Source organism: Actinoplanes sp. NPDC049598 (assembly GCF_040675435.1).
Taxonomy (GTDB): Bacteria; Actinomycetota; Actinomycetes; order Mycobacteriales; family Micromonosporaceae; genus Actinoplanes.
On the sequence record NZ_JBFAOX010000018.1, the window covers coordinates 105,025 to 127,893 of the forward strand.

Consider the following 22,869-nt stretch of genomic DNA (forward strand, 5'->3'; position numbering starts at 1 on the left):
GTACATATCCTGCGTTGGGTGACCATGAAATCGCGGACAGTGCCGAGCCTCTGGCGCAACCGCGAATTCAATCTGCTGTGGACCAGCCAGTCACTGTCCGATCTGGGCGCGGCGATCGCCCAGCTCGCCGTCCCGCTCCTGGTGCTCGACGTGACCGGCTCGGCCGTGCAGGCCGGTGTGGTCGGCACCGCGGCCCAGATCGTCAAGCTCGCCTGCCGGCTGCCGGCCGGAGTTCTGGCCGACCGGCTGGATCGCCGCACGACTCTGCTCGCCTGTGACGGCGTACGGCTGGTGGCCTTTGTGGCTCTGGCCTTGACCGTGGCCACCGGGCACGCCGGCCTGACCGCCATCATCGTGGTCGCCGTGATCGACGCGGTCTGCGGCACCTTCTTCAACACCACCGAGCACGCCGCCGTACGGAGCCTCGTGCCGCACTCGCATCTGCCCGAGGCGGTCGCCCGCAACGAGGCGCGGGCCTACGGCACCTCGCTCGCCGGCCCGCCGCTGGGCGGCCTGCTCTTCGGCATCACCCAGGCCCTGCCCTTCGTCGGCAACGCGGTGTCGTACCTGGCCTCGCTGATCGGCGTCGCGCTGATCCGCAAGCCGATGCAGACCGCGGCCGACCGGCCCGACAGCCACCTCGCGGCCCTGCTCGAGGGGCTGCGGTTCGTCTTCACCAACCCGTTCCTGCGCTCGGTGCTGATCATCGCCGCGCCGCTGAACTTCGCTCTGACCGGCACCATCTTCACCATCGTGGTCACCCTGCAGCGGCACGGCACCCCGCCCGGCGTGATCGGGCTGACCGAGACGATCGTCGGGGCCGGCGGCCTGCTCGGCGCGCTGGCCGCCCCGGCCCTGCACCGCTGGATGCCGTTCGCACGGCTGATCCGCTCGCTGTGCTGGGCCGCCTTCGGCTTCCTGGCGGTCAGCGCCCTGCTGACGATCAGCGTGGGCACGGCGGCCCCGGTCGCCGTCGCGGTCTTCGTCGGCCCCGCCTGCAACGCCGCCCTCTTCGCCCATCAGGCGGCCATCACCCCGGACGACCTGCAGGGCCGGGTGCTCAGCGTGATCTTCATGGCCGCCACGTCGGCCGCCGCGGCCGCGCCGATCCTGGCCGGGCTGCTCGTGACCACCTGGGGCGCCCGGGCCGCCATCCTGGTCTTCGCCTCGGTAGTCGCCGTCTCCGCGGTCACCGCCAGCCTGGCCCCGGCCATCCGGGAGATGCGGCCGGTCGAGTACGTGACGGGCTGACGCGAAGGTTACTCACCGGTTTCACGCTGTGAGACGACAGTGACCGCCGGTCGATAGACTTGGCCCGGACAGCCGGGGCACTAGCCCTCCCGCCCGGTCACCAATACTCTGCGGTAACAAGAAAGTTAAATCCCCCAGTCAACTGCACCTAAGGCGGCGCCGATGGCTCTCGAGGTCCCCTACCGGTCGATCCCCGACATGTTCTTCAAGCGGGTGGCCGCGACTCCGAACGGCCAGGCCTTCGCCGTGCCCAACGCCGACGACACCGGCATGGTCTGGCACACCTGGTCGCAGGTCGGCGAGCGGGCGACGGCGATCGCGGCCGGTCTGCGCGGGCTCGGCGTGGGCCTCGAGGACAGGGTCGCGATCCTCTCCGGCACCCGGTTCGAGTGGGTGCTGGCCGACCTCGGCATCAACTGCGCGGGCGCCGCCACCACCACCGTCTACCCCACCACCGAGCCCGAGGACGCGAGCTACATCGTCGCCGACTCCGGCTCCAAGGTGCTGATCGCGGAGAACGCGAAGCAGGCCCTGAAGATCTCCGGCGTCGACACCGCCGTGACCCACGTCGTCATCATCGACGGCCCGGCCGACGCCGGCGCGACCCCGCCCCAGCTGTCGCTGGCCGAGCTCGAGGAGCGCGGCGCGGCCGCCCTGCGCGAGCGCCCCACGCTGATCGACGAGGTGGTCCAGGGCATCGGCCCGGACAACCTGGCCACCCTCATCTACACCTCGGGCACCACCGGCCGGCCCAAGGGCGTGCAGCTGCTGCACGCCGGCTGGACGTGGGAGGGCGTCGCCCAGCAGGGCCTCGGCCTGTTCGAGTCGACCGACCTGCAATATCTGTGGCTGCCGCTGTCGCACTCGTTCGGCAAGACGCTGCTCTGCGGCATCATCCACGTCGGCGTCCCGACCTACGTCGACGGCCGCGTCGACAAGCTGGTCGACATGCTCGCGGTGGTCAAGCCGACGCTGATGTGCGCCGCGCCCCGCATCTTCGAGAAGGTCTACAACAAGACGGTCACCACCGCCCTGGAGGGCGGCGGGGCCAAGGCCAAGATCTTCCACTGGGCGGTCGCGGTCGGCAAGCAGAAGGTCGCGCTCGAGCAGGCCGGCCGGCCGCTGCCGGGCGGGCTCAAGCTGAAGTTCGCCGTGGCCGAGCGCCTGGTCTTCAGCAAGCTGCAGACCAAGCTCGGCGGCCGGCTGCGGGTGCTGGTCAGCGGCTCGGCCCCGCTCAGCCGCGACATCGCCGAGTTCTTCGCCGCGGCCAACCTGCCGATCATGGAGGGCTACGGCCTGACCGAGAGCAGCGCAGCCAACTTCGTCAACCGCCTCGACAAACTCAGGATCGGCACGGTCGGCCTGCCGCTGGGCGACCTCGAGTGCCGCATCGACAGCGACGGCGAGGTGCTGCTGCGCGGCGCCCCGGTCATGCGCGGCTACCACAACCTGCCCCAGGAGACCGCCGAGGCGTTCACCGAGGACGGCTTCCTGCGCAGCGGCGACATCGGCGAGCTCGACGACCAGGGCTTCCTGCGCATCACCGACCGCAAGAAAGACCTGGTCAAGACCTCCGGCGGCAAGTACATCGCCCCGTCGGCGATCGAGGGCATGTTCAAGGCCGTCTGCCCGTACACGTCGCAGGCGGTGGTGGTCGGCCAGGCCCGCAACTTCGTCACCATGCTGATCTCGCTCGACGAGGACGCGATCAAGGGCTGGGCCGCCGGCGGACCCCTGGCCGGGAAGAGCTACCAGGACATCTGCTGCGCCCCGGAGACGGAGACCCTGATCGAGGGCTACGTCCAGGAGCTCAACGCCAAGCTCAACCGCTGGGAGACGATCAAGAAGTTCGCGATCCTCCCCCGCGACCTCAGCATCGAGGCCGGCGAGATCACCCCCTCGATGAAGATCAAGCGCCGCTCGGTCGAGACCAACTTCGCCGAGCAGATCGACAAGATGTACGCGGGCTCGCTCGCCCAGATCTGAGCGGTTCGTCAGCGGCGGCCGGAGACCTCCCGGCCGCCGCTGTTCCGTAGCAGGCGCCGCGCCACCTCCCGCACCACCTGCCCCCGGGCCCAGGCCAGCGGTTTGTTCGACGGCACGAAGAACTGCGCCTTGAGGTAGGCCAGCAGTTGGTGCTTGCGGACCAGTGGCCGCATCCGCCGCTCCCACCCGGCCAGAGCGGCCGGCAGGTCGTCCGGGTGGGCGGTCAGCTCGTCACCGAGCGCGTCCGCGCCGATCATCCCGGCGCTGACCCCCATGCCGGAGTAGAGCGTCAGACACCACGCGGCGTCGCCGACCAGCACGACCCGGCCGTCGTACCAGCGCCGCATCCGCACCTGATGCACCGAATCGAACAGGCGTTCCGGCCCCCGGCGCAGCTCGTCCAGCGCGAACGGGACCAGGCCGCCGCCGTCCAGGCCCCGGAAGCGGGCCTCGATCGCAGCGACGGGATCCTTCCGGAATTCCGCGTCGACATCCCGCGTGCGATAGGCGAACAGCGCGGTGGGCGTACGGTCGCTGAACGGGAAGACCCACAGAGCGCGACCCGGCTCGGCCAGAATGACCTGGTCGGACCCGGTGAAGCCGGGGGCCGGAGCGCTGAGCGGGAACGCGCAGACGATCGCGTGCATCGACCGCAGGAACCATTCGGGCGGCCCGAAGACGAGCCGGCGCACGGTCGAGCGCAGCCCGTCCGCGCCAACCACAAGATCAAATTCTTGGCTGTACGTCACGTCGTGCGCCGCGTCGTGCAGTTGCACCTGGACAGCGTTCCCGGTCTGGCCCACGGCGACCGGAACCGTGCCGAACCGCACCTCGATCCGGCCGTCCACCCGCTCCCACAGCGCCGCCTCGACGTCGCCGCGCAGCACGCCGTCCGGATGACCGGGCTGGTCTAGGAAGCCGGCGCTGCGCACCCGGCGGCCGTCCGCGTCGACCGCGAAAGTGCGGTGGCCGGCGGGCGTCCGCAGATGCATGTGCCCCAGGACCCCGAGCCGGCGGGCCGCCTGCTCCCCCACGGGGAACAGCCCGACGAAGTAGCCGCCGGTGCGGCGCTCCGGGGCCCGCTCGACGACGACCGGGGTCCAGCCCGCCTCGTGGAGCCGGACCGCGGTGGCCATCCCGGCCACCCCCAGCCCCGCCACAAGCACCTTCTTCGCCATATTTCCCGCCCTTTCGCGAAACCGCCGTCACGCGCGCTCAACGACGGCCGGGGCCGGGAGTTCAATCAGCCGAGAGAGCTGTTCGGCTGGATGTCGATGGTCATGGCCCCGATCACGGCCGGATCGGCGAGCTGGTCGATGCGGCTGATGTGCTCGCCGTCGAAGGCGAAGACGAACGCCACCCGGACCTGACCGCCCACAGCCCAGACCAGGCCCGGCTGCCCGTCGAGGAAGGCCAGGCGGGCCGACTGGGCGCCGCCGTTGAAGCGACCGGCCACCTCGTTCGCGCCGGCGAGCACCGCGGTCGCCCCGATCTTGACCGCCTCGGGGTCGGCTCGCAGGACGACGCCCGGGTCGAGCAGCGTGAGCAGGGCGCTGAAGTCACCGGCCCGCGCCGCGATCAGGAAGGCGCTGACCACCTCGCGCCGCCGTGAGATGTCGTCGTCCTCCGGGGCCGGCTCGCCCTGCACCCGCCGCCGGGCCCGGCTGGCCAGCTGGCGGGCGGCGGCCGGAGTGCAGCCGACGATCTCGGCGATCTCCGGGAACGGCACGGCGAACATGTCGTGCAGCACGAAGGCCAGGCGCTCGCTCGGCCCGAGCGTGTCCAGCACCAGCAGCAGCGCCGGCCCGATCGCGTCGGAAAGCACGGCCTGCTGCTCCGGCCCGGGCGCGTCGTCGTGCGTGGTGGCCGGGATCTCGGCCGGATCCTCCCGCCGGGCCGCCCGTGACCGCAGCATGTCCAGGCAGACCCGGGAGACCACGGTGGTCAGCCAGCCCGTCAGGTTCCCCACGTCGCTGGTGTCGCTGCGGCTCAGGCGGAACCACGTCTCCTGAACCGCGTCGTCGGCCTCGTCGGCCGAGCCGAGCATCCGCTGCGCCACCGCGCGCAGATGCGGCCGGTCCCGCTCGAACCGCTCGGCCAGCAGGTCCATCTCGCTCATCGTCACACCTCTCGTTCGGCGCCCGTCATACCTGTTGACGGGCCGCCCGGGCCCGCTGTGACGAAGGAGCAGTCATGCCCATCCGCACGATCACCATCCCGGTCAGGAACCTCGACGCCGCCAAGGCCCTCTACACCGAGTTGCTGGGCACCGCCCCGTACGTGGACCAGCCGTACTACGTGGGTTTCCGCCCCGAGGGCACCCCCGAGATCGGCCTCAACCCGCACGGCGACCTGGCCGCGGGCCCGATCACGTACTACCACGTCCCCGACATCGAGGCGACCATCAAGACCCTGACCAGCACCGGCACCACCCTCGAGCAGCCGGCCAAGGACGTCGGCGGCGGCGCCCTGACCGCCACCCTCCGCGACCCCGACGGCAACCTCTTCGGCCTCCACCAGGGCGACATGCAGTAAGACCCGGCGCACGGGCCGCCGCCCACCCGCGGCGGCCCCGCCCTTCCCCCTCGCCGGAAAATGTCGGGTGGCTGGTAGAAAGACTCGCAACCGAAGGAGGCCGGAGATGGCCGACGAACCACGCTCCGCGCAGGCCCGTAAAGCAGACGTCCTGGCCAAGCTCAAGGCGCCGGTGGCCGACGCCTGGGTCGCGACCGCCGAGGGGGACGAGCCGTTTCTGGTGCCGCTGACGCTGGCCTGGTTCGAGGAACGGATCCTGCTGGCCACCGACACGGGGTCGCCCACCGGGCGCAACCTGGCCGGCCACGGGCGGGCTCGCGTCGCGCTCGGCGGCACGCGTGACGTCGTACTGATCGATGTGGTCCTGGAGAAGTCGATTCCGGTCGCCGAGTCGGGGGCGGCCGGGGAGGCCTATGCCGCGCAGAACGATTGGGATCCGCGCACCGCGGGCGATTCCTATGCCTTCCTCGTTCTGCGGCCGGAGCGGGTTCAGGCGTGGCGGGAGCTGAACGAGATCGCCGGCCGGACGCTGATGCGGGACGGGGTCTGGCTGGTCTGACCGATGAGTTCCGGCCGCGTGGCCGGTCTGTCCCCTCGGAACCCGACTTCGAGGAGGACACAGTGACTGCCACTTACACGTTCGACGTTTTCAGCAGCCTCGACGGCTTCGGCACGGTCACCCGCGGGTGGGGCGGCTACTGGGGCAAGCAAGGACCCGAGCTGCTCGCGCACCGCCTGGCCGAGTACGAGCCGGAGCAGCGCATGGTGTTCGGGGCGAACACGTTCCGGGCCTTCACGGGGCTGCTGGCCGCCGGCACCGAGGAGACCGTGCACGACGAATGGGTGACCCGGATGCGGCACCTGCCCGCGGTCGTCGTGTCGAGCACGCTGCAGGGTCCGCTCGACTGGCCGGACGCGACGGTCGTCAAGGGTGACGCCGTCGAAGTCGTCCGGCGCCTCAAGGAGGAGTCGGAGGTGCCGCTGCGCTCCCACGGCAGCCTGTCGATGAACCGGGCCCTGATGGCGGCCGGGCTGGTCGACCGGGTCCAGGTGACCGTGTTCCCGGTGATCACCGGCGAGACCGGGAACGAGCCGATCTTCGCCGGGGCCGCCGACTTCGACCTCGAGCTGCTCGAGACGCGCACCCTCGACGGCCGCACCCAGGAACTCGTCTACCGCCCGACCCTGCACGTGGAGTGAACGTCAGGCGATGACCGTGGGTGAGCGCCACGACGGGCCGGCCGCCCGGTCCAGGTCGTGGCGGACGGTGGCGATTCTGCGTACGGCCTCGGTCAGGTCCTTGGCCGGAAGGGTGAACGGCAGGCGCACGAAGCGCTCCAGGGTGCCGTCCAGGCCGAAGCGGGGGCCGGGGGCCAGGCGGACGCCGACGTCCTCGGCGGCGCGGGCCAGGGCGCTGGAGATCGGGCCGTCCAGCTCGGCCCAGAGGGAGACGCCGCCGGCCGGCAGGACGAAGCGCCACTCCGGCAGCGACGCCCGCAGCGCCGTGACCAGGGCGTCGCGCTGGAGGCGGAGCTCCTCGCGGCGGGCCTTGACGATCTGGGCCGACTGCTCCATGAGGCGGACCGCGACCAGCTGCTCGAGGACCGGGCTGGCCATGTCGACGCCGACCCGGATGGCGGCCAGGCGCTGCACCAGCGGGGCCGAGGCCCGCACCCAGCCGATCCGCAGGCCACCCCAGTACGCCTTGCTCATGCCGCCGATCGAGACCACGCGCGAGTGCCGGTCGAAGACGGCCACCGGCGGCGGCATCTCCTGGTCGTCGAGCGGCAGGTCGACGAAGGACTCGTCCACGATCAGCTCGGTGCCGGTCGCGTGGGCCGTGGCGACCAGCCGTTCGCGCAGGTCGGCAGTCATCAGATGGCTGGTCGGATTGTGGAACTCGGGAATCACGTACGAGACCCGCGGCCGGGTCTGGCGCAGCGCGCCCAGCAGCATCTCGCCGTCCCAGCCGGTGGCCGTGTCGAGGCCGTGGGTGCTGAGGCGGGCCCGGCGGGCCGAGAGGGCGGCGAGCGCGTTCGGGTAGGTCGGCGCCTCGACCAGCACCGGCGAACCGGCCGGCACGGAGAGACGCAGCACCAGGTCGAGGGCCTGCTGGGTGCCGCCGGTGATCAGGATCTGCTCGGCCGAGGTGGGCACGCCCCGCTCGGTGTAACCGGCGGCCACCGCCTCGCGCAGCTCACCCAGCCCGGTCGGGTGGTAACCGGCGCTGCCCAGGTAGCGCGGCAGGTCGGAGGCGGCGTCGTGGGCCGCCGTGACCAGCTCGGCCGGCGCCGCGGAGGCGGCCACACCCAGATCGATCATGTCGCGGTCGTCGCCCGCCGCCCACAGCCCGGACGGGGCCACTCGGTGGCCATTAGGCAGGGTGGTCCAGCTTCCCGCGCCTCTCCGGCTGGTCAGGTGGCCACTCTCACGGAGGGTGCGGTACGCGGCGGAGACCGTCGTCCGGCTCACGGACAGCGCCTCCGACAGTTCGCGTTCGGCCGGCATCCGTACGCCCAAGGGCAGGCGCCCATCGGCGAGCAGGCCCCGCACGGCCGCCGCGAGAGCGGCGTAATCCGGACTGCGATGGCGGCCCGGAAGGGAGTGCCACTGACCGAGCAGGCGGCCCAATTGGCTACCTCTGATGGTCGTCGTCATGTCCACCTCCAGGGAATTGGCACTTCAGTGTCGCCCGATTGGCCTTCAGACTGGCATTCGTGCAACCACGTGACAACCGAGATCGTCGTCTCACCCGCCGCACCGTCCAGCTCTTCGCCGGCCTCGTCCTGTACGGCGTCAGCATGGCCTTCATGGTCGAGTCGGCCCTCGGGCTCAACCCGTGGGACGTCTTCCACCAGGGCGTGTCCGAGGCGAGCGGGATCAGCTTCGGCTGGGTCGTCATCCTGGTCGGCGTTCCTGTCCTGCTGCTGTGGATCCCGCTGCGGCAGCGCCCCGGCTTCGGCACGATCGCCAACCTGGTGGTGGTCGGCTTCGCGGTCGACGGCGCCCTGGCCGTGCTGCCGGCCGGCGGGACCATCCCCGCCCGCATCGGCTACCTGGTCGGCGGCATCCTGCTCAACGGGCTGGCCACCGGCCTCTACATCGGCAGCCGGCTGGGGCCGGGCCCGCGCGACGGCCTGATGACCGGCATCGTGGGCCGCTTCCCGCGGTTGTCGATCCGCCTCGTGCGTACGTCCATCGAGGTGTTGGTCCTGATCGTCGGTTTCTTCCTGGGTGGCACCGTGGGCATCGGAACCATCGCCTACGCTCTGGCCATCGGTCCTCTCGTGCAGCTGTTCCTGCCGATGTGCACCGTCGCCGAGGGCGGCGCGCGACCGGCCCTGGCCCATTGAGTCGCGTCACTCATCCGGGTTCACACACACTCACTCCCGGACAGGTAGCTTGGGGTGATCTGTCCGGATTGGACGGCGTGGAACGCCCCGCTCATTCGGTTTAGCAGACCATCCGTTGCATCACAGCTTTGTGATCATCGCGACACATTTGCTTCCGGCGGCGGGGCCCTCACGGCATCATTGCCGCATGGGGGCGGTCAACTGGCAGTGGAACGACGCTTGGATCTTCGTGTCCGCGGTCATCGCCGAGCGCCTGGAGCGCGACCGGGCGATGCACGCGGCCCTGCCCGTCACCGGCGCCAGCCTGGCCGACCTGCTGGCCGCCGCCGACTTCCTGCACCACAGCGTCCCCAGCCGCGCCGAACTCGAGGAGTCGGTACGCCGCCTGGCCGGCGCCGGCCTCCTGGTCGTGGAGGACGACCTGGTCGAGGTCGCCCCCGCCGGCGAGCAGCTGTGGCGCACCCGCCCGTTCAGCGGCCTCTCCTCAGCCGTCATGACGTTGCAGGCCCAGCTGAACCGAGCCGCCGAACCAGGCGACTCCGACTGGGTCCTCGACGAACAGACCTACACCGCCGCCCTCCGCGAATACAGCATCCGCCTCGCCGACGGCCGCTGACCCGTCCCACCCGAAGCGCCCGCGCCCGCCCCAGGCGCCGGCCTCGCCGCACCCGACCAGCCCGCGCAGCCAGAAGCGCGCCCTACCTTCACCCAGCGGGACCGCGTTGGTCAGGGCAGCCGCTTTCGCGATATCAGCGGACCAGGTTGTCGGCAACGCGAAAATTTCCTTCACTTCCCCGCCTGGCACCGCCACTCCTAGCGAGACCGCGTCAATCAGGGATGCGGGTTCTCGGCGTCAGCGGACCGGGTTGCCGGCGGCGCGGAGGCTTTCCTTCACTTCGCCGATGGTGAGGTCGCCGAAGTGGAAGACGCTGGCGGCCAGGACGGCGTCGGCGCCGGCGGCGACGGCGGGGGCGAAGTGGGCGACCTCGCCCGCTCCGCCGCTGGCGATCACCGGGATGTCGACGACGGCGCGGACGGCGGTGATCAGGTCGAGGTCGAAGCCGGCCTTGGTGCCGTCGGCGTCCATCGAGTTGAGGAGGATCTCGCCGGCGCCCAGGGTGGCCACGGTGCAGGCCCACTCGATGGCGTCCAGGCCGGCGCTGCGGCGGCCGCCGTGGGTGGTGACCTCCCAGCCGCTGGGCTGGCCGGCGGAACGCCGGACGTCCAGCGACAGGACCAGGACCTGGTTGCCGAAGCGCTGGGCGATCTCGCTGATCAGCTCGGGGCGGGCGATGGCGGCCGTGTTGACGCCCACCTTGTCGGCGCCGGCGCGCAGCAGGACGTCCACATCGTCGACCGAGCGGACGCCGCCGCCGACGGTGAGCGGGATGAAGACCGACTCGGCGGTGCGGCGGACCACGTCGAGCATGGTCCCGCGGCCGGCCGAGGAGGCGGTCACGTCCAGGAAGGTCAGCTCGTCGGCGCCGGCCGCGTCGTAGGCGGCGGCCAGCTCGACCGGGTCGCCGGCATCACGCAGGTCGACGAAGTTGACCCCCTTGACCACCCGGCCCGCGTCCACGTCGAGGCAGGGGATCACGCGCACCGCAACAGTCATGCCTCAACCCTAGTGCGCTGGTCACCCCCGACACCCGGACGGCCCCACCGACGCCGCCCGGAGCTCGCCGGGCGACGAGCGCTGAGCGGGCGGCCCGGCCTCCGCGGGTGGCGGGGTGGTGCGGCGGCCCCGGCGGATCAGGCCGACCAGGATGCCGCCGATGACGAGGAGGGCGCCGGCGATGTCCACCGGGTGGATCTGCTCCTGCAGGAAGAGGGCGGCTGAGGCCAGGCCGAAGAACGGGACCAGCATCGAGAACGGGGCGACGGTGCTGGCTCCGTACGTCTTGAGCAGGTAACCCCAGCCGGCGAAGGCCGCGAGGGTGGAGATCAGGGCGACATAGGCGAGGGCCCACAGGGCCTCGGAGGTGAACGCGGTCAGGTCGGCCGGAGGGCCGTCGACCAGCAGGGTCAGCAGCCAGAGCGGGCCGGTGGCGACGGCGCTGGCCCAGATCATGAAGCGCAGGGTGTCCGGTGGGGACGCCTTGCGGGTCGCGATGTTGGCTAGGCCCCACGCGGCGCCGGCGGCGACGATCAGGAGGAAGGCGCCGAGGTTGGCGCCCATGCGCGTGGCCACCAGGGCGACGCCGGCTACGCACAGGAGCAGACCGGCCAGCTGTACGGGCCGGGGCCGCTCACGAAGCACCAGCACCGCGAAGCCGAGCGTGAAGACGGCCTGGCTCTGCAGCACCAGCGAGCTGAGCCCGGCCGGCATCCCGGCCGCCATGCCCGCGAACAGCAGGGAGAACTTGGTGACGCCGAGGATGAGGCCGACGGCGACGATCCAGCGCCACGGCACCTGGGGGCGGCCGGCGAACAGGAGCGCGGGGAACGCGGCGAGGGTGAAGCGCAGCGCGTTGAACAACAGTGGCGGGAAGTGGTCGAGCCCGGTCTCGATGACGACGAAGTTGAAGCCCCAGATGGCGGTGACGGCGACCGCGAGGCCGATGTCGCGTGGTCTCATGCGTCGAGCCTTCACAACAACAACCGTTAAGCACCAGCGAAATGTACTCAACCAACAATGTAGCCTCGCTACATGATTGATCTGGGTCGTCTCCGCGCCCTGCACGCCGTGGCCAGCTACAAGACGGTGCTGGCGGCCGGCGAGGCGCTGCACTGCACCCCGTCCGCAGTGTCTCAGCAGCTCGCCAAGCTGGAGCGCGAGACCGGGGCCACCCTGGTGGAGAAGGACGGCCGCCGGCTGCGGCTCACCGAGGCCGGCCAGGTGCTCGCCCGGCACGCGGAGAAGGTGCTGGCGACCGTCGACGAGGCCGAGGCGGCGCTGGCCGCGCACCGGGACACGGTCGTCGGACGGCTCACGGTCGCCGCCTTCGCCACGGCGTGCCGGGCGCTGTTGCCGTACGCCCTGCACCGTCTCGCCGCCGACCACCCGCAGCTGACCACGGGCTTGGTCGAGGTCAACCCGCACGAGGGGCTCGACATGCTGCACCGCGGGCATGTCGACCTGGCCGTGCTGGACGACTGGCCGGAGGTGGCGCTGCGCTACCCGGGCGGCATCACGCACGTCGAGCTCGGATGGGACGTGGCCGACCTGATCGTGCCGGCCGGGCACCGCTTCGGCGCGACGGCCACGCTGGCCGAGGCCCGCGACGAGCGGTGGATCGCGGCCAAGGCCGGCGACATCTGCCACGAGTGGCTGCTGCGGGTGCTGCCGGGCGTGCAGCCCGACTTCCACGTCGGCGAGTTCGAGACCCAGCTGACGCTGATCTCGGCGGGGCTGGGCGTCGCGGTCATCCCCCGGCTGGCGCGTTCGGTCGCGCTTCCGGCGGAGGTACGCGTCGTGCATCTCACGCCCGAGCCGCGCCGCCGCGTGGTGATCGCCTGGCGCGAGGCCTCCGCCGCCCGCCCGGCGATCAAGGCGGCGGTGGAGGCCCTGCACACGTCGTGGGTTCAGGCCTCGCGCAGCGCGGCGAGGGCCTCGGCGACCGTGAAAGCACCCGCGTAGAGCGCCTTCCCCGCGATCACACCCTCCACCCCGTTCGGTTCCAGGGTCTTGAGCGCGCGCAGATCGTCGAGCGTGGACACCCCGCCGCTGGCGATGACGGGCCGGTCGGTGGCCGAGCAGACCTCGCGCAGCAGCTCCAGGTTGGGCCCCCGCATGGTGCCGTCCTTGGTGATGTCGGTGACCACGTAGCGCGCCGCGCCCGCCTTGTCGAGCCGCCCCAGCACGTCGAACAGGTCGCCCCCGTCGCGGGTCCAGCCCCGCGCCGAGAGGGTCCGGCCGCGCACGTCGAGCCCGATCGCCACCCGGTCGCCGTACTCGGCCACGATCCGGTCGCACCACTCCGGGTCCTCAAGCGCCGCGGTGCCGATGTTGACCCGTTCGCACCCGGTGGCCAGGGCCCGGTTCAGCGACTCGTCGTCGCGGATGCCGCCGGAGAGCTCCACCTTCACGTCGAGCCGGGCGATCACGTCGGCCAGCAGCGCCGCGTTGGAGCCGCGCCCGAAGGCCGCGTCCAGGTCGACCAGGTGCACCCACTCGGCGCCGTCGTTCTGCCAGGCCAGCGCGGCCTCGAGCGGGTCGCCGTAGGCGGTTTCCGAGCCGGCGGCGCCCTGGACGAGGCGTACGGCCTGACCGTCCGCGACGTCGACGGCGGGCAGCAGAGCGAGTGTCATGGGTTTCTCCCTGTTAGCCGGCCAGGCGGCCGGGGACGGACGTGAGCCGGGGACGGAGATGTCATCCGGCCTTGCGGCCGAGGACGACGACCACCAGAGCCGGTGCGGCCAGGACGATCAGCAAAGTGAGGACGATCCGCAGCGACGTTTCGGGCACCCACAGCCAGATCGCGGCGATGGCGGCGAGCGGCAGCAGCACGATCCCGAGCCGCTCACCCCGGCTGCGCCGATGCAACGTGCCCGAACTGCGGCGCTGCGGCGCGAGCCGTTGCACGAGAGCCCGGCGGCGCGCGCGCCGTTCAACACGCCGCGCGCGGGCCGCCTTCTCCTTTTCGAGCACGGCGAGCCGCTCGGCGCGGCGTCGCGCTCTCTCCTTCGACATCTACAGCCCGGCGACCCAGTTGCGCAGCAGACCGTAGCCGGCGTCGGCCGACTTCTCCGGGTGGAACTGCGCCGCGCTCAGCGCACCGTGCTCGACGACCGCGGCGAACGGCTCGTCGTGGCTCGCGGTGGTCACCTTGGCGCCGGCTCGGCGCAAGACGTCAAGGTGCGAGGCGCCGTACGAGTGCACGAAGTAGAACCGCACCTCGGGGGGCAGGCCGTCGAGCAGCACGGAGTCGTCCGCGACGTCGACCGTGTTCCAGCCCATGTGCGGGATGCGCCGCGCCGTGAGCTTGTTGACCACGCCCGGCAGCAGACCGAGGCCCTTCGTCTCGACGCCGTGCTCGACACCCGAGTCGAACAGGATCTGCATGCCCACGCAGATGCCGAGCACCGGCCGGCCGGCGGCCACCCGGTCCGCGATCATCGGGCCGGCGTCGATCTCGTCGATGCCGGCCATGCACGCCGCGTACGCCCCGACGCCCGGGACGACGAGACCGTCGGCCTCCGCCGCGGCCGCGAGGTCGCTGGTCACCGTCACGTCGGCGCCGGTGCGGGCCACCGCCCGCTCGGCCGAGCGCAGATTGCCCGACCCGTAGTCGAGCACCACCACGGTGGGTCCACTCATCAGTTGTCCCCCGGAAGCAGCCAGGCGATGCCACCCGCGACGGCCAGCGCGGCGAGGACGCCGACCAGCCCGACGCTGAACTTGGTGGCCCCCGACTTGATCAGCTGGATGACGCCGCCGACCAGGAAGCCGGCCACGATGAAGAGCACGACGGCCATCAGAGCACGCCCTTGGTCGACGGGAGCTGCCCGGCGTTGCGCGGGTCGATCTCGACGGCCTCCCGCAGCGCCCGGGAGAACGCCTTGAACTGCGCCTCGACCACGTGGTGGGCGTCCGGGTGGCCGCCCGGGCGGCAGGCCCGCAGCACGTCCACGTGCAGGGTCACCTTGGCCGCGTGGCCGAACGCCTCGAAGATGTGCCGGGTCATGCTGGTCGCGTAGACCGGGCCGATGTACGGGGTGAGCAGCGGCTCGTCGTGCACCACATAGGGCCGGCCGGAGAGGTCCACGGCCGCCCGGACCAGCACCTCGTCCATCGGGATGGTGGCCGATCCGTACCGCCGGATGCCCTTCTTGTCGCCGAGCGCCCGCGCGAAGGCCTCGCCCAGCGCGATCGCCGTGTCCTCCATGGTGTGGTGCGAGTCGATCTCGAGGTCGCCCTCGGTGCGCACCGTCAGGTCGAACCCGCCGTGCCGGGCCAACTGGTTGAGCATGTGGTCGTAGAAGCCGACGCCGGTGCTCAGGTCGCCCTGGCCGGTGCCGTCGAGGTCGATCTCGACCAGCACCTTGGTCTCGTTGGTGACGCGCTCGATACGCGCGGTCCGGCTCACTGCAGGGCCTCCAGGAATGCGTCGGTTTCAGCGGGGGTGCCGGCGGTGACGCGCAGCCACCCGGCCAGGCCGACGTCGCGGACCAGCACACCGCGGTCGAGCAGCCGTTGCCAGGCGACTTTCTGGTCGCCGCCGACCTCGAAGAGCACGAAGTTGGCGTCGCTGTCGGCCACCTTCAGGCCGCGCTCACGCAGCGTCGTGACGATGCGGTCACGCTGCTCCTTGATCGCCTCGACGGTGCCGAGCAGCGCGGCTTTCTCGGCGAGGGCCGCGCGGGCGGCGGCCTGGGTGAGCGCCGACAGGTGGTACGGCAGGCGCACGAGCTGGACGGCGTCGACCACGGCCTCGCCCGCGGCCAGGTAGCCGAGGCGGCCGCCGGCGAACCCGAACGCCTTGCTCATGGTGCGGGTGACGACCAGGCGCGGGTGGTCCGGCAGCAGGGCCAGGGCGCTCGGCGTGCCCGGGCGGGCGAACTCCGCGTACGCCTCGTCGACGATCACCATGCCGCGCGCCTTCTCCAGCACCGCGGTGATCACGTCGGGGTCGAGCGCGGTGCCCGTCGGGTTGTTCGGCGAGCACAGGAACACCATGTCCGGGTCGTGCTCATCGAGCTGGGCGATCGCCGCGTCCGGCGTGAGGCCGAAGTCGGGGTCGCGCAGCGCGCCGATCCATCTGCTGCCGACGCCGAGGGTCAGCAGCGGGTGCATGGAGTACGAAGGGCCGAAGCCGAGCGCGGTGCGGCCCGGCCCGGCGAACGCCTGCAGGAGCTGCTGCTGCACCTCGTTGGAGCCGTTGGCGGCCCACGTGTTGGCCGCGGTCAGCCCGTGACCCAGGTAGGCCGCGAGGTCGGTGCGCAGCGCCACGGCGTCGCGGTCGGGGTAGCGGTTGAGGTCGCGCAGCTCGGCCTGGACGGCCTTGGCGATCGCGTCGACAACGGCGTCGGGCAGGGGGTACGAGTTCTCGTTGGTGTTGAGCCGCACCGCGACGTCGAGCTGTGGCGCCCCGTACGGCTTCTGGCCCTTGAGGTCGTCCCGGAGGGGAAGCCCGGTCATGTGAACCTCGCCTCCACCGCTTCGCCGTGCGCCGGCAGGTCTTCCGCGTTGGCCAGCGCGACCACGTGCCCCGCGACGTCGCGCAGGGCGGCCTCGTCGTACTCGATGACGTGGACGCCCTTGAGGAACGACTGCACGGACAGCCCGGACGAGTGCCGCGCGCAGCCGGCGGTCGGCAGCACGTGGTTCGACCCGGCCGCATAGTCACCCAGCGACACCGGCGACCAGGCCCCCACGAAGATCGCGCCGGCGTTGCGGACGCGCAGGGCCCACTGCCGCGCGTCACGCGTCTGGATCTCCAGGTGCTCCGCCGCGTACGCGTCGACGACCCGCAGACCCTGCTCGAGGTCATCCACCAGCACGACCCCGGACTGCTCCCCGGTCAGCGCCGTGCGCACCCGGTCGGCGTGCTTGGTGGCCGGGGCCATCCTGGCCAGCTCGGCCTCGACCGCGTCGACCAGCGCCTCGGAGTCGGTGACGAGCACGCTCGCGGCGAGGGGGTCGTGCTCGGCCTGGCTGATCAGGTCGGCCGCGACGTGCCGCGGGTCGGCCGTCTCGTCGGCCAGGATGGCGATCTCGGTCGGGCCGGCCTCGGCGTCGATGCCGACCGTGCCCTGTAGCAGCCGCTTGGCCGCGGTCACCCAGATGTTGCCGGGCCCGGTGATGACGTCGACCGGCTCGCAGCGGTCGCCCTCATCCACCCCGTCTGAGCCGTAGCCGAGCATGGCGATGGCTTGGGCGCCACCCACCGCGTACACCTCGTCGACGCCGAGCAGCGCGCACGCCGCGAGCACCCGGGCGTCGGGCAGGCCGCCGTTCTCCTTCTGCGGCGGGCTGGCCACCACGAGCGAGTCGACCCCGGCCTCCTGGGCCGGCACCACGTTCATGACCACGGTGGAGGGATAGACGGCCAGGCCGCCCGGGACATAAAGACCCACGCGCTGGACGGGGATCCAGCGCTCGGTCACCGTGCCGCCGTCGACCACCTTGGTCGTGACGTCGGTGCGCCGCTGATCGGCGTGCACCTTGCGGGCCCGCTTGATCACCTCGAGCAGCGCCGCCCGTACCTCCGGCTCGAGGGTCGCCTCGGCCGCCGCGATGTCGGCCTGGGCCACCCGCAGCCGCTCCAGCTTGACCCCGTCGAACCGCTCGGTGGCCTCCTGGATCGCGCTGAAGCCATGCTCATGGACCGCCTCGACGAGAGGGCGGATCCGCTCGACGGCCTGGGAGACGTCGAGCTGGGCACGGGGCAGCAGGCCGCGCGGGTCCCGGGAGGAGCCACGCAGGTCGGTCCGATTCAGCACGCCGCCAAGTTTAGGCTGCCCATCCGCGTCACCCGTCATCGCCGCAGCCGGGCCCAGGAGATGAGACCGCCGCCACCGGCCGGGTGGCACGGGGCATGGCGACGGGTTGACCATGGAGGGGTGACCGTTAGGCTGAGGTGGTGAGCAAGCGGCTGCCGGTGTTCCCGCTGGGCACGGTGCTGTTCCCGGGCCTGGTGCTCCCCCTGCACATCTTCGAGGAGCGTTACCGCGCGCTGGTCAGCGAGCTGGTGGCCAGTCCGGCCGACGAGCCGCACGAGTTCGGCGTGGTCACGCTGCGCCGCGGCGCCGAGGCGCCCGCCCCCGAGCCGGCCGACGGCCCTGCCGCGCCGCCCCCGCCGATCGGCGCCGACGACCTCTACCAGGTCGGCTGCACGGCCGAGCTGCGCCAGGTGACCGAGCTCCCCGACGGCCGCTACGACATCATGACCGTCGGCCGCCGCCGCTTCGTGGTCAAGGACGTGATCCAGGGCGACGAGCCATACCTGACGGCCGAGGTCGAGTGGCTCCCCGACGAGTCCCCCGACGAGACGGCCGAGCTGCTGGCCCCGCGCGCGCTGGCCGCCTTCCGGGCCTACCTGGAGCTGCTCCGCCCCGACTCCGAGGGCCTGGACGCGGTCCCCGCCGACCCGACGGTCCTCTCCCACCTGATCGCCGCCACAGCCCAGCTGACCACCGAGGAACGCCAGCTCCTGCTGGCCGCCCCCGACACGGCGACCCGCCTGCGCACCGAGCTGAAGCTGCTCAACCGCGAGTCCGGCCTGCTGGCCCGCGTCCGCGCCGTCCCGGTCCCGCTCTCCGACCTGGCCCGCCCCGCCAGCCCGAACTAGCCGCGGGGTGGCTCGGCCGGGTAAGCCGCCGGGTCCGTGGCGCCGGGGCCGTAGGCCGCCGGGCCGGTGGCGTTGGGGCCGTAGCCCGGGCGGGCGCCCGGGGCGTCCAGGTCGGGGTCGTTGGACCAACCGGCCATGAGGGTGAGGGCGATCGCCGCCGCGAAGGCCGGGACCAGCATCGGGCCGACGGCGTGGACCTCGGGTGGGGCCAGGTAGGTGGCGCCTGTCCGGGCCGTCTCGCTCCAGTGCTGGTAGTCGCCGCGGCCGATCATCTCGCCGATCCACGGGGCCACCAGGTAGCCCGCCCCGAGCGCGCCGGCCACGATGCCGGCCAGCAGGAACGGGCCGCGGTCGCGGCGCAGCAGCAGCCAGGCGACGATCGCCACCAGCAGCCCGAAGCCGAGCCCGAGCAGCGTGAACCAGCCGTCGGCGGCGATGTACTCCTCAGGCGACGGGTCGTTGACCACGATGCCGCTCTGCCCGGCGTTGATCACCGGCACCGACGGCGCGAGCCACGCCCACAAGAGCCCGAGCGGCCCCCCGAGCACAAAGATCACCGCAAAGCAGGAGAGAGCCACCACGGCCGTACGCCGCCACGGCCGCCGCGCGATCTGCGGCCCGCCCCAGTGCCGGTCGTCCGCCGGCCCGGACGGATGCGCGAGTTCGAACCCACCCGCCGGCCCACCGGACCACGGCGCCCCACCGTCGGGCCCCTGACCCGATCCGGGCCCCGGCGGCACCTCCCGACCCGGACCTGACCAGTCCGGCGGCGCCCCATACTCGGCCTGCCCGCCCACGATCGGCCCGCCTGGCCCGGAAGCGCCCGCCGCGGGCTCGGCCGTCGGGTCCGCCGGGGGCGGGCCGGGCTGATGCGGGTGGGCCGGTTCCTGACTCGCGTTCACCCTACGATCCTGCCAGGTTCTCCCCCGCCGCGTCCCGCTCGCCCTAAGCGACCGCGGACGGGCCGAGGATCATCTTCAGGTCGGCCCGCAGCGCCGGCGTCGGGGCGACCCGGACCGCGCCGAGGCGCAGCAGCGTGGTGCGGCTGCCGTTCTGCAGGTGGACGTGCACCTCGGAGTCGCCCGGGTGGCTGGTCAGGATCTCCTTGAGCTCGGCCACCAGCGGCGGCGTGCACCGGGTGATCGGCATGGTCAGGGTGACCGGTTTGCTGTCCGGGTTGTGGCTGATGTCGGGCAGCGACATGTCCATCGCCATGATCCGCGGGGTGTCGTCGCGCCGGTCGACCCGGCCCTTGACCACCACGATCGCGTCCTCGGCGATGAACTGGCCGATCACCTCGTAGGTGTTCGGGAAGAACAGCGCCTCGACGCCACCGGCCAGGTCCTCCAGGGTGGCCGAGGCCCACGCGCGGCCCTGCTTGGTGATCCGGCGCTGGACACCGGTGAGGATGCCCGCGAGCGTCACCACCTGGCCGTCCGGGACCGAGCCCTCCTCGTTGAGGGCGGCGATCGTGGTGTCGGCCGCGTTCTGCAGGAGCTGCTCGAGACCGGCGAGGGGGTGGTCGGAGACGTAGAGGCCGAGCATCTCGCGCTCGAAGGCCAGCTTGTCGCGCTTGTCCCACTCGTCGTCGACGATCGGCGGCATGGCCACCGTGGCCGAGCTGCCGCCCTCGGTGTCGGCGAACGCGCCGAACAGGTCGAACTGCCCGGCCGCCTCGTTGCGCTTCACGTCGGCGTAGGCGTCGATCGCCTCGGCGTGGACCGCGAGCAGGCCCTTGCGGCTGTGCCCCATCGAGTCGTACGCGCCGGCCTTGATCAGAGATTCAATGGTCTTCTTGTTGCAGGCGACCGCGTCGACCTTGGACAGGAAGTCGTAGAAGTCCTGGTACTTGCCCTTGTCGTCGCGGCAGCGGCGGATCGCGTCGACCACGTTGTTGCCCACGTTGCGGACGGCGGCCAGGCCGAAGCGGATGTCCTTGCCGACCGGGGTGAACGGGCCGGCCGACTCGTTGACGTCGGGCGGCAGGACCTGGATGCCCATGCGCCGGCACTCGGCCAGGTACATCGCCATCTTGTCCTTGTCGTCGCCGACGCTGGTCAGCAGCCCGGCCATGTACTCGGCCGGGTAGTGCGCCTTCAGGTACGCCGTCCAGTAGGAGACCAGGCCGTACGCCGCCGAGTGGGCCTTGTTGAACGCGTACCCGGCGAACGGGACCAGCACGTCCCACACCGCCTGGATGGCCTCCTTGGAGTAACCCCGCTCGAGACAGCCGGCCTGGAACGGCACGAACTCCTTGTCGAGGATCTCCTTCTTCTTCTTACCCATGGCCCGGCGGAGCAGGTCGGCCTGGCCGAGCGAGTAGCCGGCGAGGATCTGCGCGGCGCGCTGCACCTGCTCCTGATAGACGATCAGGCCGTACGTGGGCTCGAGGATCTCGCGCAGCGGCTCCTCCAGCTCCGGGTGGATCGGGGTGATCTCCTGGAGATTGTTCTTGCGCAGCGCGTAGTTGGTGTGCGAGTCGACGCCCATCGGGCCCGGCCGGTAGAGGGCCAGGACGGCCGAGATGTCCTCGAAGTTGTCGGGCTTCATCAGGCGCAGCAGCGAGCGCATGGGGCCGCCGTCGAGCTGGAACACGCCCAGGGTGTCGCCGCGGGCCAGCAACTCGTACGCCTTGGGGTCGTCGAGCGGCAGAGCCAGCAGGTCGAGCTTGGCGCCGTGGTTGAGCTCGATGTTCTTGTTGGCGTCGTCGATGATCGTCAGGTTGCGCAGGCCCAGGAAGTCCATCTTGAGCAGGCCGAGCGTCTCGCAGGTGGGGTAGTCGAACTGCGTGATGATCACGCCGTCGGCCGGTCGCCGCATGAGCGGGATGTGGTCGATGATCGGCTCGGCGCTCATGATGACGCCGGCCGCGTGCACACCGGTCTGGCGGATCAGGCCCTCGATGCCGCGCGCGGTGTCGATCACCTTCTTGACGTCGGGCTCCGACTCGTACAGCGTGCGGACCTCGCCGGCCTCGCCGTACCGCTTGTGGTCCTTGTCGAAGATGCCGGAGAGCGGGATGCCCTTGCCCATGACGTCCGGCGGCAGCGCCTTGGTGATCCGGTCGCCGACGGCGAACGGGTAGCCGAGCACCCGGGCCGCGTCCTTGATCGCGGCCTTGGCCTTGATCGTGCCGAAGGTGGCGATCTGCGCGACCTTGTCCTCGCCCCAGCGCTCGGTCACGTACTTGATGACCTCGCCGCGCCGGCGCTCGTCGAAGTCGATGTCGACATCGGGCATCGAGATGCGCTCGGGGTTGAGGAACCGCTCGAAGATCAGGCCGTGCGGCAGCGGGTCGAGGTCGGTGATGCCCATGGCGTACGCGATCAGCGAGCCCGCCGCGGAGCCACGGCCGGGGCCGACCGCGATGCCGTTGCGCTTGGACCACTGGATGAAGTCGGCGACCACGAGGAAGTAGGCCGGGAAGCCCATCTCGATGATGACGCCGAGCTCGTACTCCGCCTGCTTGACGTGCGTCTCGGGGATGCCGCCGGGGAAACGGGACCGCAGGCCCTCGTACGCGACGTGCCGGAAGTACTCCTGTTCGGTGTACCCGTCCGGGATCGGGAACCGGGGCATCAGGTTCTTGAAGGTGAACATGCCCTCGGTGTCGACCCGCTCGGCCACCAGCAGCGTGTTGCGGCAGCCCTCCTGCCACGCCTCGGACGAGTCGACGGCGCGCATCTGGTCGGCCGACTTGACGAAGTAGCCGGCGCCGTCGAAGCGGAAGCGGTTCGGGTCGGCGATGTTGCTGCCGGTCTGCACGCACAGCAGCACGTCGTGCGCCTCGGCCTGGGCCTCGTGCGTGTAGTGGGAGTCGTTGGTGACCAGCGGCGGGATGCCGAGCTTCTGGCCGATCTCCAGCAGGCCGTCGCGGACCCGGCTCTCGATGGAGAGGCCGTGATCCATGATCTCGAGGAAGTAGTTCTCCTTCCCGAGCGCCTCCTGGTACATCGCGGCCGATTTCAGGGCCTCGTCGAACTGGCCGAGCCGCAGCCGGGTCTGCACGGCCCCGGACGGGCAGCCGGTGGTGCCCATGATGCCCTCGGCGTGCTCGGCGATGATGTCGAAGTCCATCCGCGGGTACTTGCCGAGCTGGCCCTCCATCGAGCCCCGCGAGTTGAGCCGGAACAGGTTCTTGAGACCGACGGCGTTGCGGGCCCACATGGTCATGTGGGTGTAGGCGCCGTTACCCGAGACGTCGTCGCCCTTCCGCTCGGGGCGGCCCCACTTGACCCTGTTCTTCATCAGGCGGGACTCGGGCGCGACGTACGCCTCGACGCCGATCACGGGGGTCACGCCGACGGCCTTGGCCTGCGTGTAGAAGTCGTACGCCCCGTGCATGTTGCCGTGGTCGGTGATGGCCGCGCCCGGCATGCCGAGGCGGGCGGCCTCGGCCAGGACTTCCTTGATGCGGGCAGCCCCGTCGAGCATCGAATACTCGGTGTGCACGTGGAGATGCACGAACGAGTCAGACACCCCGGACCCCCTTTAAGTTGTGGCGACCCAGC

The 22,869-nt window shown here is 71.5% G+C and carries 23 protein-coding genes; 9 read left to right on the plus strand and 14 right to left on the minus strand.

The features are described from left to right. The first annotated feature begins 24 nt into the window (after positions 1-24). Complete coding sequence (locus AB0J66_RS33885; RefSeq protein ID WP_364669714.1) at positions 25-1,251, plus strand: MFS transporter; 1,227 nt, start codon at positions 25-27, stop codon at positions 1,249-1,251. Positions 1,252-1,413: 162 nt separating this feature from the next. Beyond that, positions 1,414-3,237: a long-chain fatty acid--CoA ligase gene (locus AB0J66_RS33890; RefSeq protein WP_364669525.1), complete on the plus strand. Its 1,824-nt coding sequence runs from the start codon at positions 1,414-1,416 to the stop codon at positions 3,235-3,237. Positions 3,238-3,245: 8 nt separating this feature from the next. On the opposite strand, the gene AB0J66_RS33895 is transcribed toward AB0J66_RS33890, so the two are convergent. Continuing rightward, positions 3,246-4,415 (minus strand): FAD-dependent monooxygenase, encoded by a 1,170-nt coding sequence (locus AB0J66_RS33895; RefSeq protein WP_364669527.1) that lies wholly within the window; start codon positions 4,413-4,415, stop codon positions 3,246-3,248. Positions 4,416-4,480: 65 nt separating this feature from the next. After that, a complete protein-coding gene (locus AB0J66_RS33900) occupies positions 4,481-5,356 on the minus strand; it encodes a sigma-70 family RNA polymerase sigma factor (protein WP_364669529.1) in 876 nt (291 codons plus the stop codon). Between the two features lie 74 nt (positions 5,357-5,430). On the opposite strand from AB0J66_RS33900, the gene AB0J66_RS33905 reads away from it, so the two are divergent. The 3 genes from AB0J66_RS33905 (at position 5,431) to AB0J66_RS33915 (ending at position 6,972) form a co-directional block, all read left to right on the plus strand. Further along, a complete protein-coding gene (locus AB0J66_RS33905) occupies positions 5,431-5,772 on the plus strand; it encodes a VOC family protein (protein WP_364669531.1) in 342 nt (113 codons plus the stop codon). A gap of 106 nt (positions 5,773-5,878) precedes the next feature. Next, entirely contained in the window at positions 5,879-6,331 is a 453-nt protein-coding gene (locus tag AB0J66_RS33910) for a pyridoxamine 5'-phosphate oxidase family protein (protein ID WP_364669534.1), read from the plus strand. Between the two features lie 62 nt (positions 6,332-6,393). Further along, complete coding sequence (locus AB0J66_RS33915) at positions 6,394-6,972, plus strand: dihydrofolate reductase family protein (RefSeq protein ID WP_364669536.1); 579 nt, start codon at positions 6,394-6,396, stop codon at positions 6,970-6,972. 3 nt (positions 6,973-6,975) lie between these two features. Here the strand turns inward: AB0J66_RS33915 and AB0J66_RS33920 are convergent, their stop codons facing one another. Then, a complete protein-coding gene (locus tag AB0J66_RS33920; protein ID WP_364669539.1) occupies positions 6,976-8,430 on the minus strand; it encodes a PLP-dependent aminotransferase family protein in 1,455 nt (484 codons plus the stop codon). Between the two features lie 143 nt (positions 8,431-8,573). Here AB0J66_RS33920 and AB0J66_RS33925 point away from each other — a divergent pair, with 143 nt between their 5' ends. Together AB0J66_RS33925 and AB0J66_RS33930 are read left to right on the plus strand one after the other, a co-directional pair. After that, positions 8,574-9,125, plus strand: a complete 552-nt coding sequence (locus AB0J66_RS33925) for a hypothetical protein (protein ID WP_364669716.1) — start codon at positions 8,574-8,576, stop codon at positions 9,123-9,125. A 187-nt stretch (positions 9,126-9,312) separates the two neighbouring features. Beyond that, a complete protein-coding gene (locus AB0J66_RS33930; RefSeq protein ID WP_364669540.1) occupies positions 9,313-9,741 on the plus strand; it encodes a hypothetical protein in 429 nt (142 codons plus the stop codon). 237 nt (positions 9,742-9,978) lie between these two features. Here the strand turns inward: AB0J66_RS33930 and hisF are convergent, their stop codons facing one another. Both hisF and AB0J66_RS33940 read right to left on the minus strand, forming a co-directional pair. Continuing rightward, on the minus strand, positions 9,979-10,740 hold the full coding sequence (gene hisF, locus AB0J66_RS33935; protein ID WP_364669543.1) for an imidazole glycerol phosphate synthase subunit HisF: 762 nt from the start codon (positions 10,738-10,740) through the stop codon (positions 9,979-9,981). A gap of 21 nt (positions 10,741-10,761) precedes the next feature. Further along, a complete protein-coding gene (locus AB0J66_RS33940; protein ID WP_364669546.1) occupies positions 10,762-11,703 on the minus strand; it encodes an EamA family transporter in 942 nt (313 codons plus the stop codon). 72 nt (positions 11,704-11,775) lie between these two features. On the opposite strand from AB0J66_RS33940, the gene AB0J66_RS33945 reads away from it, so the two are divergent. After that, complete coding sequence (locus AB0J66_RS33945; protein ID WP_364669548.1) at positions 11,776-12,705, plus strand: LysR substrate-binding domain-containing protein; 930 nt, start codon at positions 11,776-11,778, stop codon at positions 12,703-12,705. Here AB0J66_RS33945 and priA read toward each other — a convergent pair. From priA to hisD, 7 genes are all read right to left on the minus strand, one after another. Continuing rightward, the gene (gene priA / locus AB0J66_RS33950; RefSeq protein WP_364669550.1) at positions 12,651-13,376 is read right to left on the minus strand and encodes a bifunctional 1-(5-phosphoribosyl)-5-((5-phosphoribosylamino)methylideneamino)imidazole-4-carboxamide isomerase/phosphoribosylanthranilate isomerase PriA; all 726 of its coding nucleotides are present in this window, start codon (positions 13,374-13,376) and stop codon (positions 12,651-12,653) included. The genes AB0J66_RS33945 and priA overlap by 55 nt on opposite strands. A gap of 61 nt (positions 13,377-13,437) precedes the next feature. Further along, positions 13,438-13,716 (minus strand): hypothetical protein, encoded by a 279-nt coding sequence (locus tag AB0J66_RS33955; RefSeq protein ID WP_364669551.1) that lies wholly within the window; start codon positions 13,714-13,716, stop codon positions 13,438-13,440. Between the two features lie 42 nt (positions 13,717-13,758). After that, on the minus strand, positions 13,759-14,385 hold the full coding sequence (gene hisH, locus AB0J66_RS33960; RefSeq protein ID WP_364669553.1) for an imidazole glycerol phosphate synthase subunit HisH: 627 nt from the start codon (positions 14,383-14,385) through the stop codon (positions 13,759-13,761). After that, positions 14,385-14,543, minus strand: a complete 159-nt coding sequence (locus AB0J66_RS33965; RefSeq protein ID WP_364669555.1) for a hypothetical protein — start codon at positions 14,541-14,543, stop codon at positions 14,385-14,387. Before AB0J66_RS33965 ends, hisH begins: the two co-directional genes overlap by 1 nt. Beyond that, on the minus strand, positions 14,543-15,154 hold the full coding sequence (hisB, locus tag AB0J66_RS33970; protein WP_364669557.1) for an imidazoleglycerol-phosphate dehydratase HisB: 612 nt from the start codon (positions 15,152-15,154) through the stop codon (positions 14,543-14,545). Before hisB ends, AB0J66_RS33965 begins: the two co-directional genes overlap by 1 nt. Next, positions 15,151-16,206 (minus strand): histidinol-phosphate transaminase, encoded by a 1,056-nt coding sequence (locus AB0J66_RS33975; protein ID WP_364669559.1) that lies wholly within the window; start codon positions 16,204-16,206, stop codon positions 15,151-15,153. The genes hisB and AB0J66_RS33975 overlap by 4 nt, the downstream gene beginning before the upstream one ends. After that, a complete protein-coding gene (hisD, locus tag AB0J66_RS33980) occupies positions 16,203-17,510 on the minus strand; it encodes a histidinol dehydrogenase (RefSeq protein ID WP_364669561.1) in 1,308 nt (435 codons plus the stop codon). The genes AB0J66_RS33975 and hisD overlap by 4 nt, the downstream gene beginning before the upstream one ends. A gap of 140 nt (positions 17,511-17,650) precedes the next feature. On the opposite strand from hisD, the gene AB0J66_RS33985 reads away from it, so the two are divergent. Continuing rightward, on the plus strand, positions 17,651-18,358 hold the full coding sequence (locus AB0J66_RS33985) for an LON peptidase substrate-binding domain-containing protein (protein ID WP_364669563.1): 708 nt from the start codon (positions 17,651-17,653) through the stop codon (positions 18,356-18,358). Here AB0J66_RS33985 and AB0J66_RS33990 read toward each other — a convergent pair. Together AB0J66_RS33990 and dnaE are read right to left on the minus strand one after the other, a co-directional pair. Continuing rightward, on the minus strand, positions 18,355-18,915 hold the full coding sequence (locus AB0J66_RS33990) for a hypothetical protein (RefSeq protein WP_364669566.1): 561 nt from the start codon (positions 18,913-18,915) through the stop codon (positions 18,355-18,357). The genes AB0J66_RS33985 and AB0J66_RS33990 overlap by 4 nt on opposite strands. A gap of 388 nt (positions 18,916-19,303) precedes the next feature. After that, positions 19,304-22,837, minus strand: a complete 3,534-nt coding sequence (dnaE, locus tag AB0J66_RS33995) for a DNA polymerase III subunit alpha (protein ID WP_364669568.1) — start codon at positions 22,835-22,837, stop codon at positions 19,304-19,306. Between the last annotated feature and the right edge of the window lie 32 nt (positions 22,838-22,869).

Bases quoted from the DNA above. Each gene is read 5' to 3' on its own strand.
- AB0J66_RS33920 (WP_364669539.1), bottom strand. From the start codon at position 8,430: ATGACGACGACCATCAGAGGTAGCCAATTGGGCCGCCTGCTCGGTCAG.
- hisF (WP_364669543.1), bottom strand. From the start codon at position 10,740: ATGACTGTTGCGGTGCGCGTGATCCCCTGCCTCGACGTGGACGCGGGC.
- AB0J66_RS33925 (WP_364669716.1), top strand. From the start codon at position 8,574: ATGGCCTTCATGGTCGAGTCGGCCCTCGGGCTCAACCCGTGGGACGTC.
- AB0J66_RS33930 (WP_364669540.1), top strand. From the start codon at position 9,313: ATGGGGGCGGTCAACTGGCAGTGGAACGACGCTTGGATCTTCGTGTCC.
- AB0J66_RS33940 (WP_364669546.1), bottom strand. From the start codon at position 11,703: ATGAGACCACGCGACATCGGCCTCGCGGTCGCCGTCACCGCCATCTGG.
- AB0J66_RS33890 (WP_364669525.1), top strand. From the start codon at position 1,414: ATGGCTCTCGAGGTCCCCTACCGGTCGATCCCCGACATGTTCTTCAAG.
- AB0J66_RS33910 (WP_364669534.1), top strand. From the start codon at position 5,879: ATGGCCGACGAACCACGCTCCGCGCAGGCCCGTAAAGCAGACGTCCTG.
- AB0J66_RS33900 (WP_364669529.1), bottom strand. From the start codon at position 5,356: ATGAGCGAGATGGACCTGCTGGCCGAGCGGTTCGAGCGGGACCGGCCG.
- AB0J66_RS33905 (WP_364669531.1), top strand. From the start codon at position 5,431: ATGCCCATCCGCACGATCACCATCCCGGTCAGGAACCTCGACGCCGCC.
- hisH (WP_364669553.1), bottom strand. From the start codon at position 14,385: ATGAGTGGACCCACCGTGGTGGTGCTCGACTACGGGTCGGGCAATCTG.
- priA (WP_364669550.1), bottom strand. From the start codon at position 13,376: ATGACACTCGCTCTGCTGCCCGCCGTCGACGTCGCGGACGGTCAGGCC.
- AB0J66_RS33885 (WP_364669714.1), top strand. From the start codon at position 25: ATGAAATCGCGGACAGTGCCGAGCCTCTGGCGCAACCGCGAATTCAAT.
- AB0J66_RS33965 (WP_364669555.1), bottom strand. From the start codon at position 14,543: ATGGCCGTCGTGCTCTTCATCGTGGCCGGCTTCCTGGTCGGCGGCGTC.
- AB0J66_RS33945 (WP_364669548.1), top strand. From the start codon at position 11,776: ATGATTGATCTGGGTCGTCTCCGCGCCCTGCACGCCGTGGCCAGCTAC.
- AB0J66_RS33895 (WP_364669527.1), bottom strand. From the start codon at position 4,415: ATGGCGAAGAAGGTGCTTGTGGCGGGGCTGGGGGTGGCCGGGATGGCC.
- AB0J66_RS33975 (WP_364669559.1), bottom strand. From the start codon at position 16,206: ATGACCGGGCTTCCCCTCCGGGACGACCTCAAGGGCCAGAAGCCGTAC.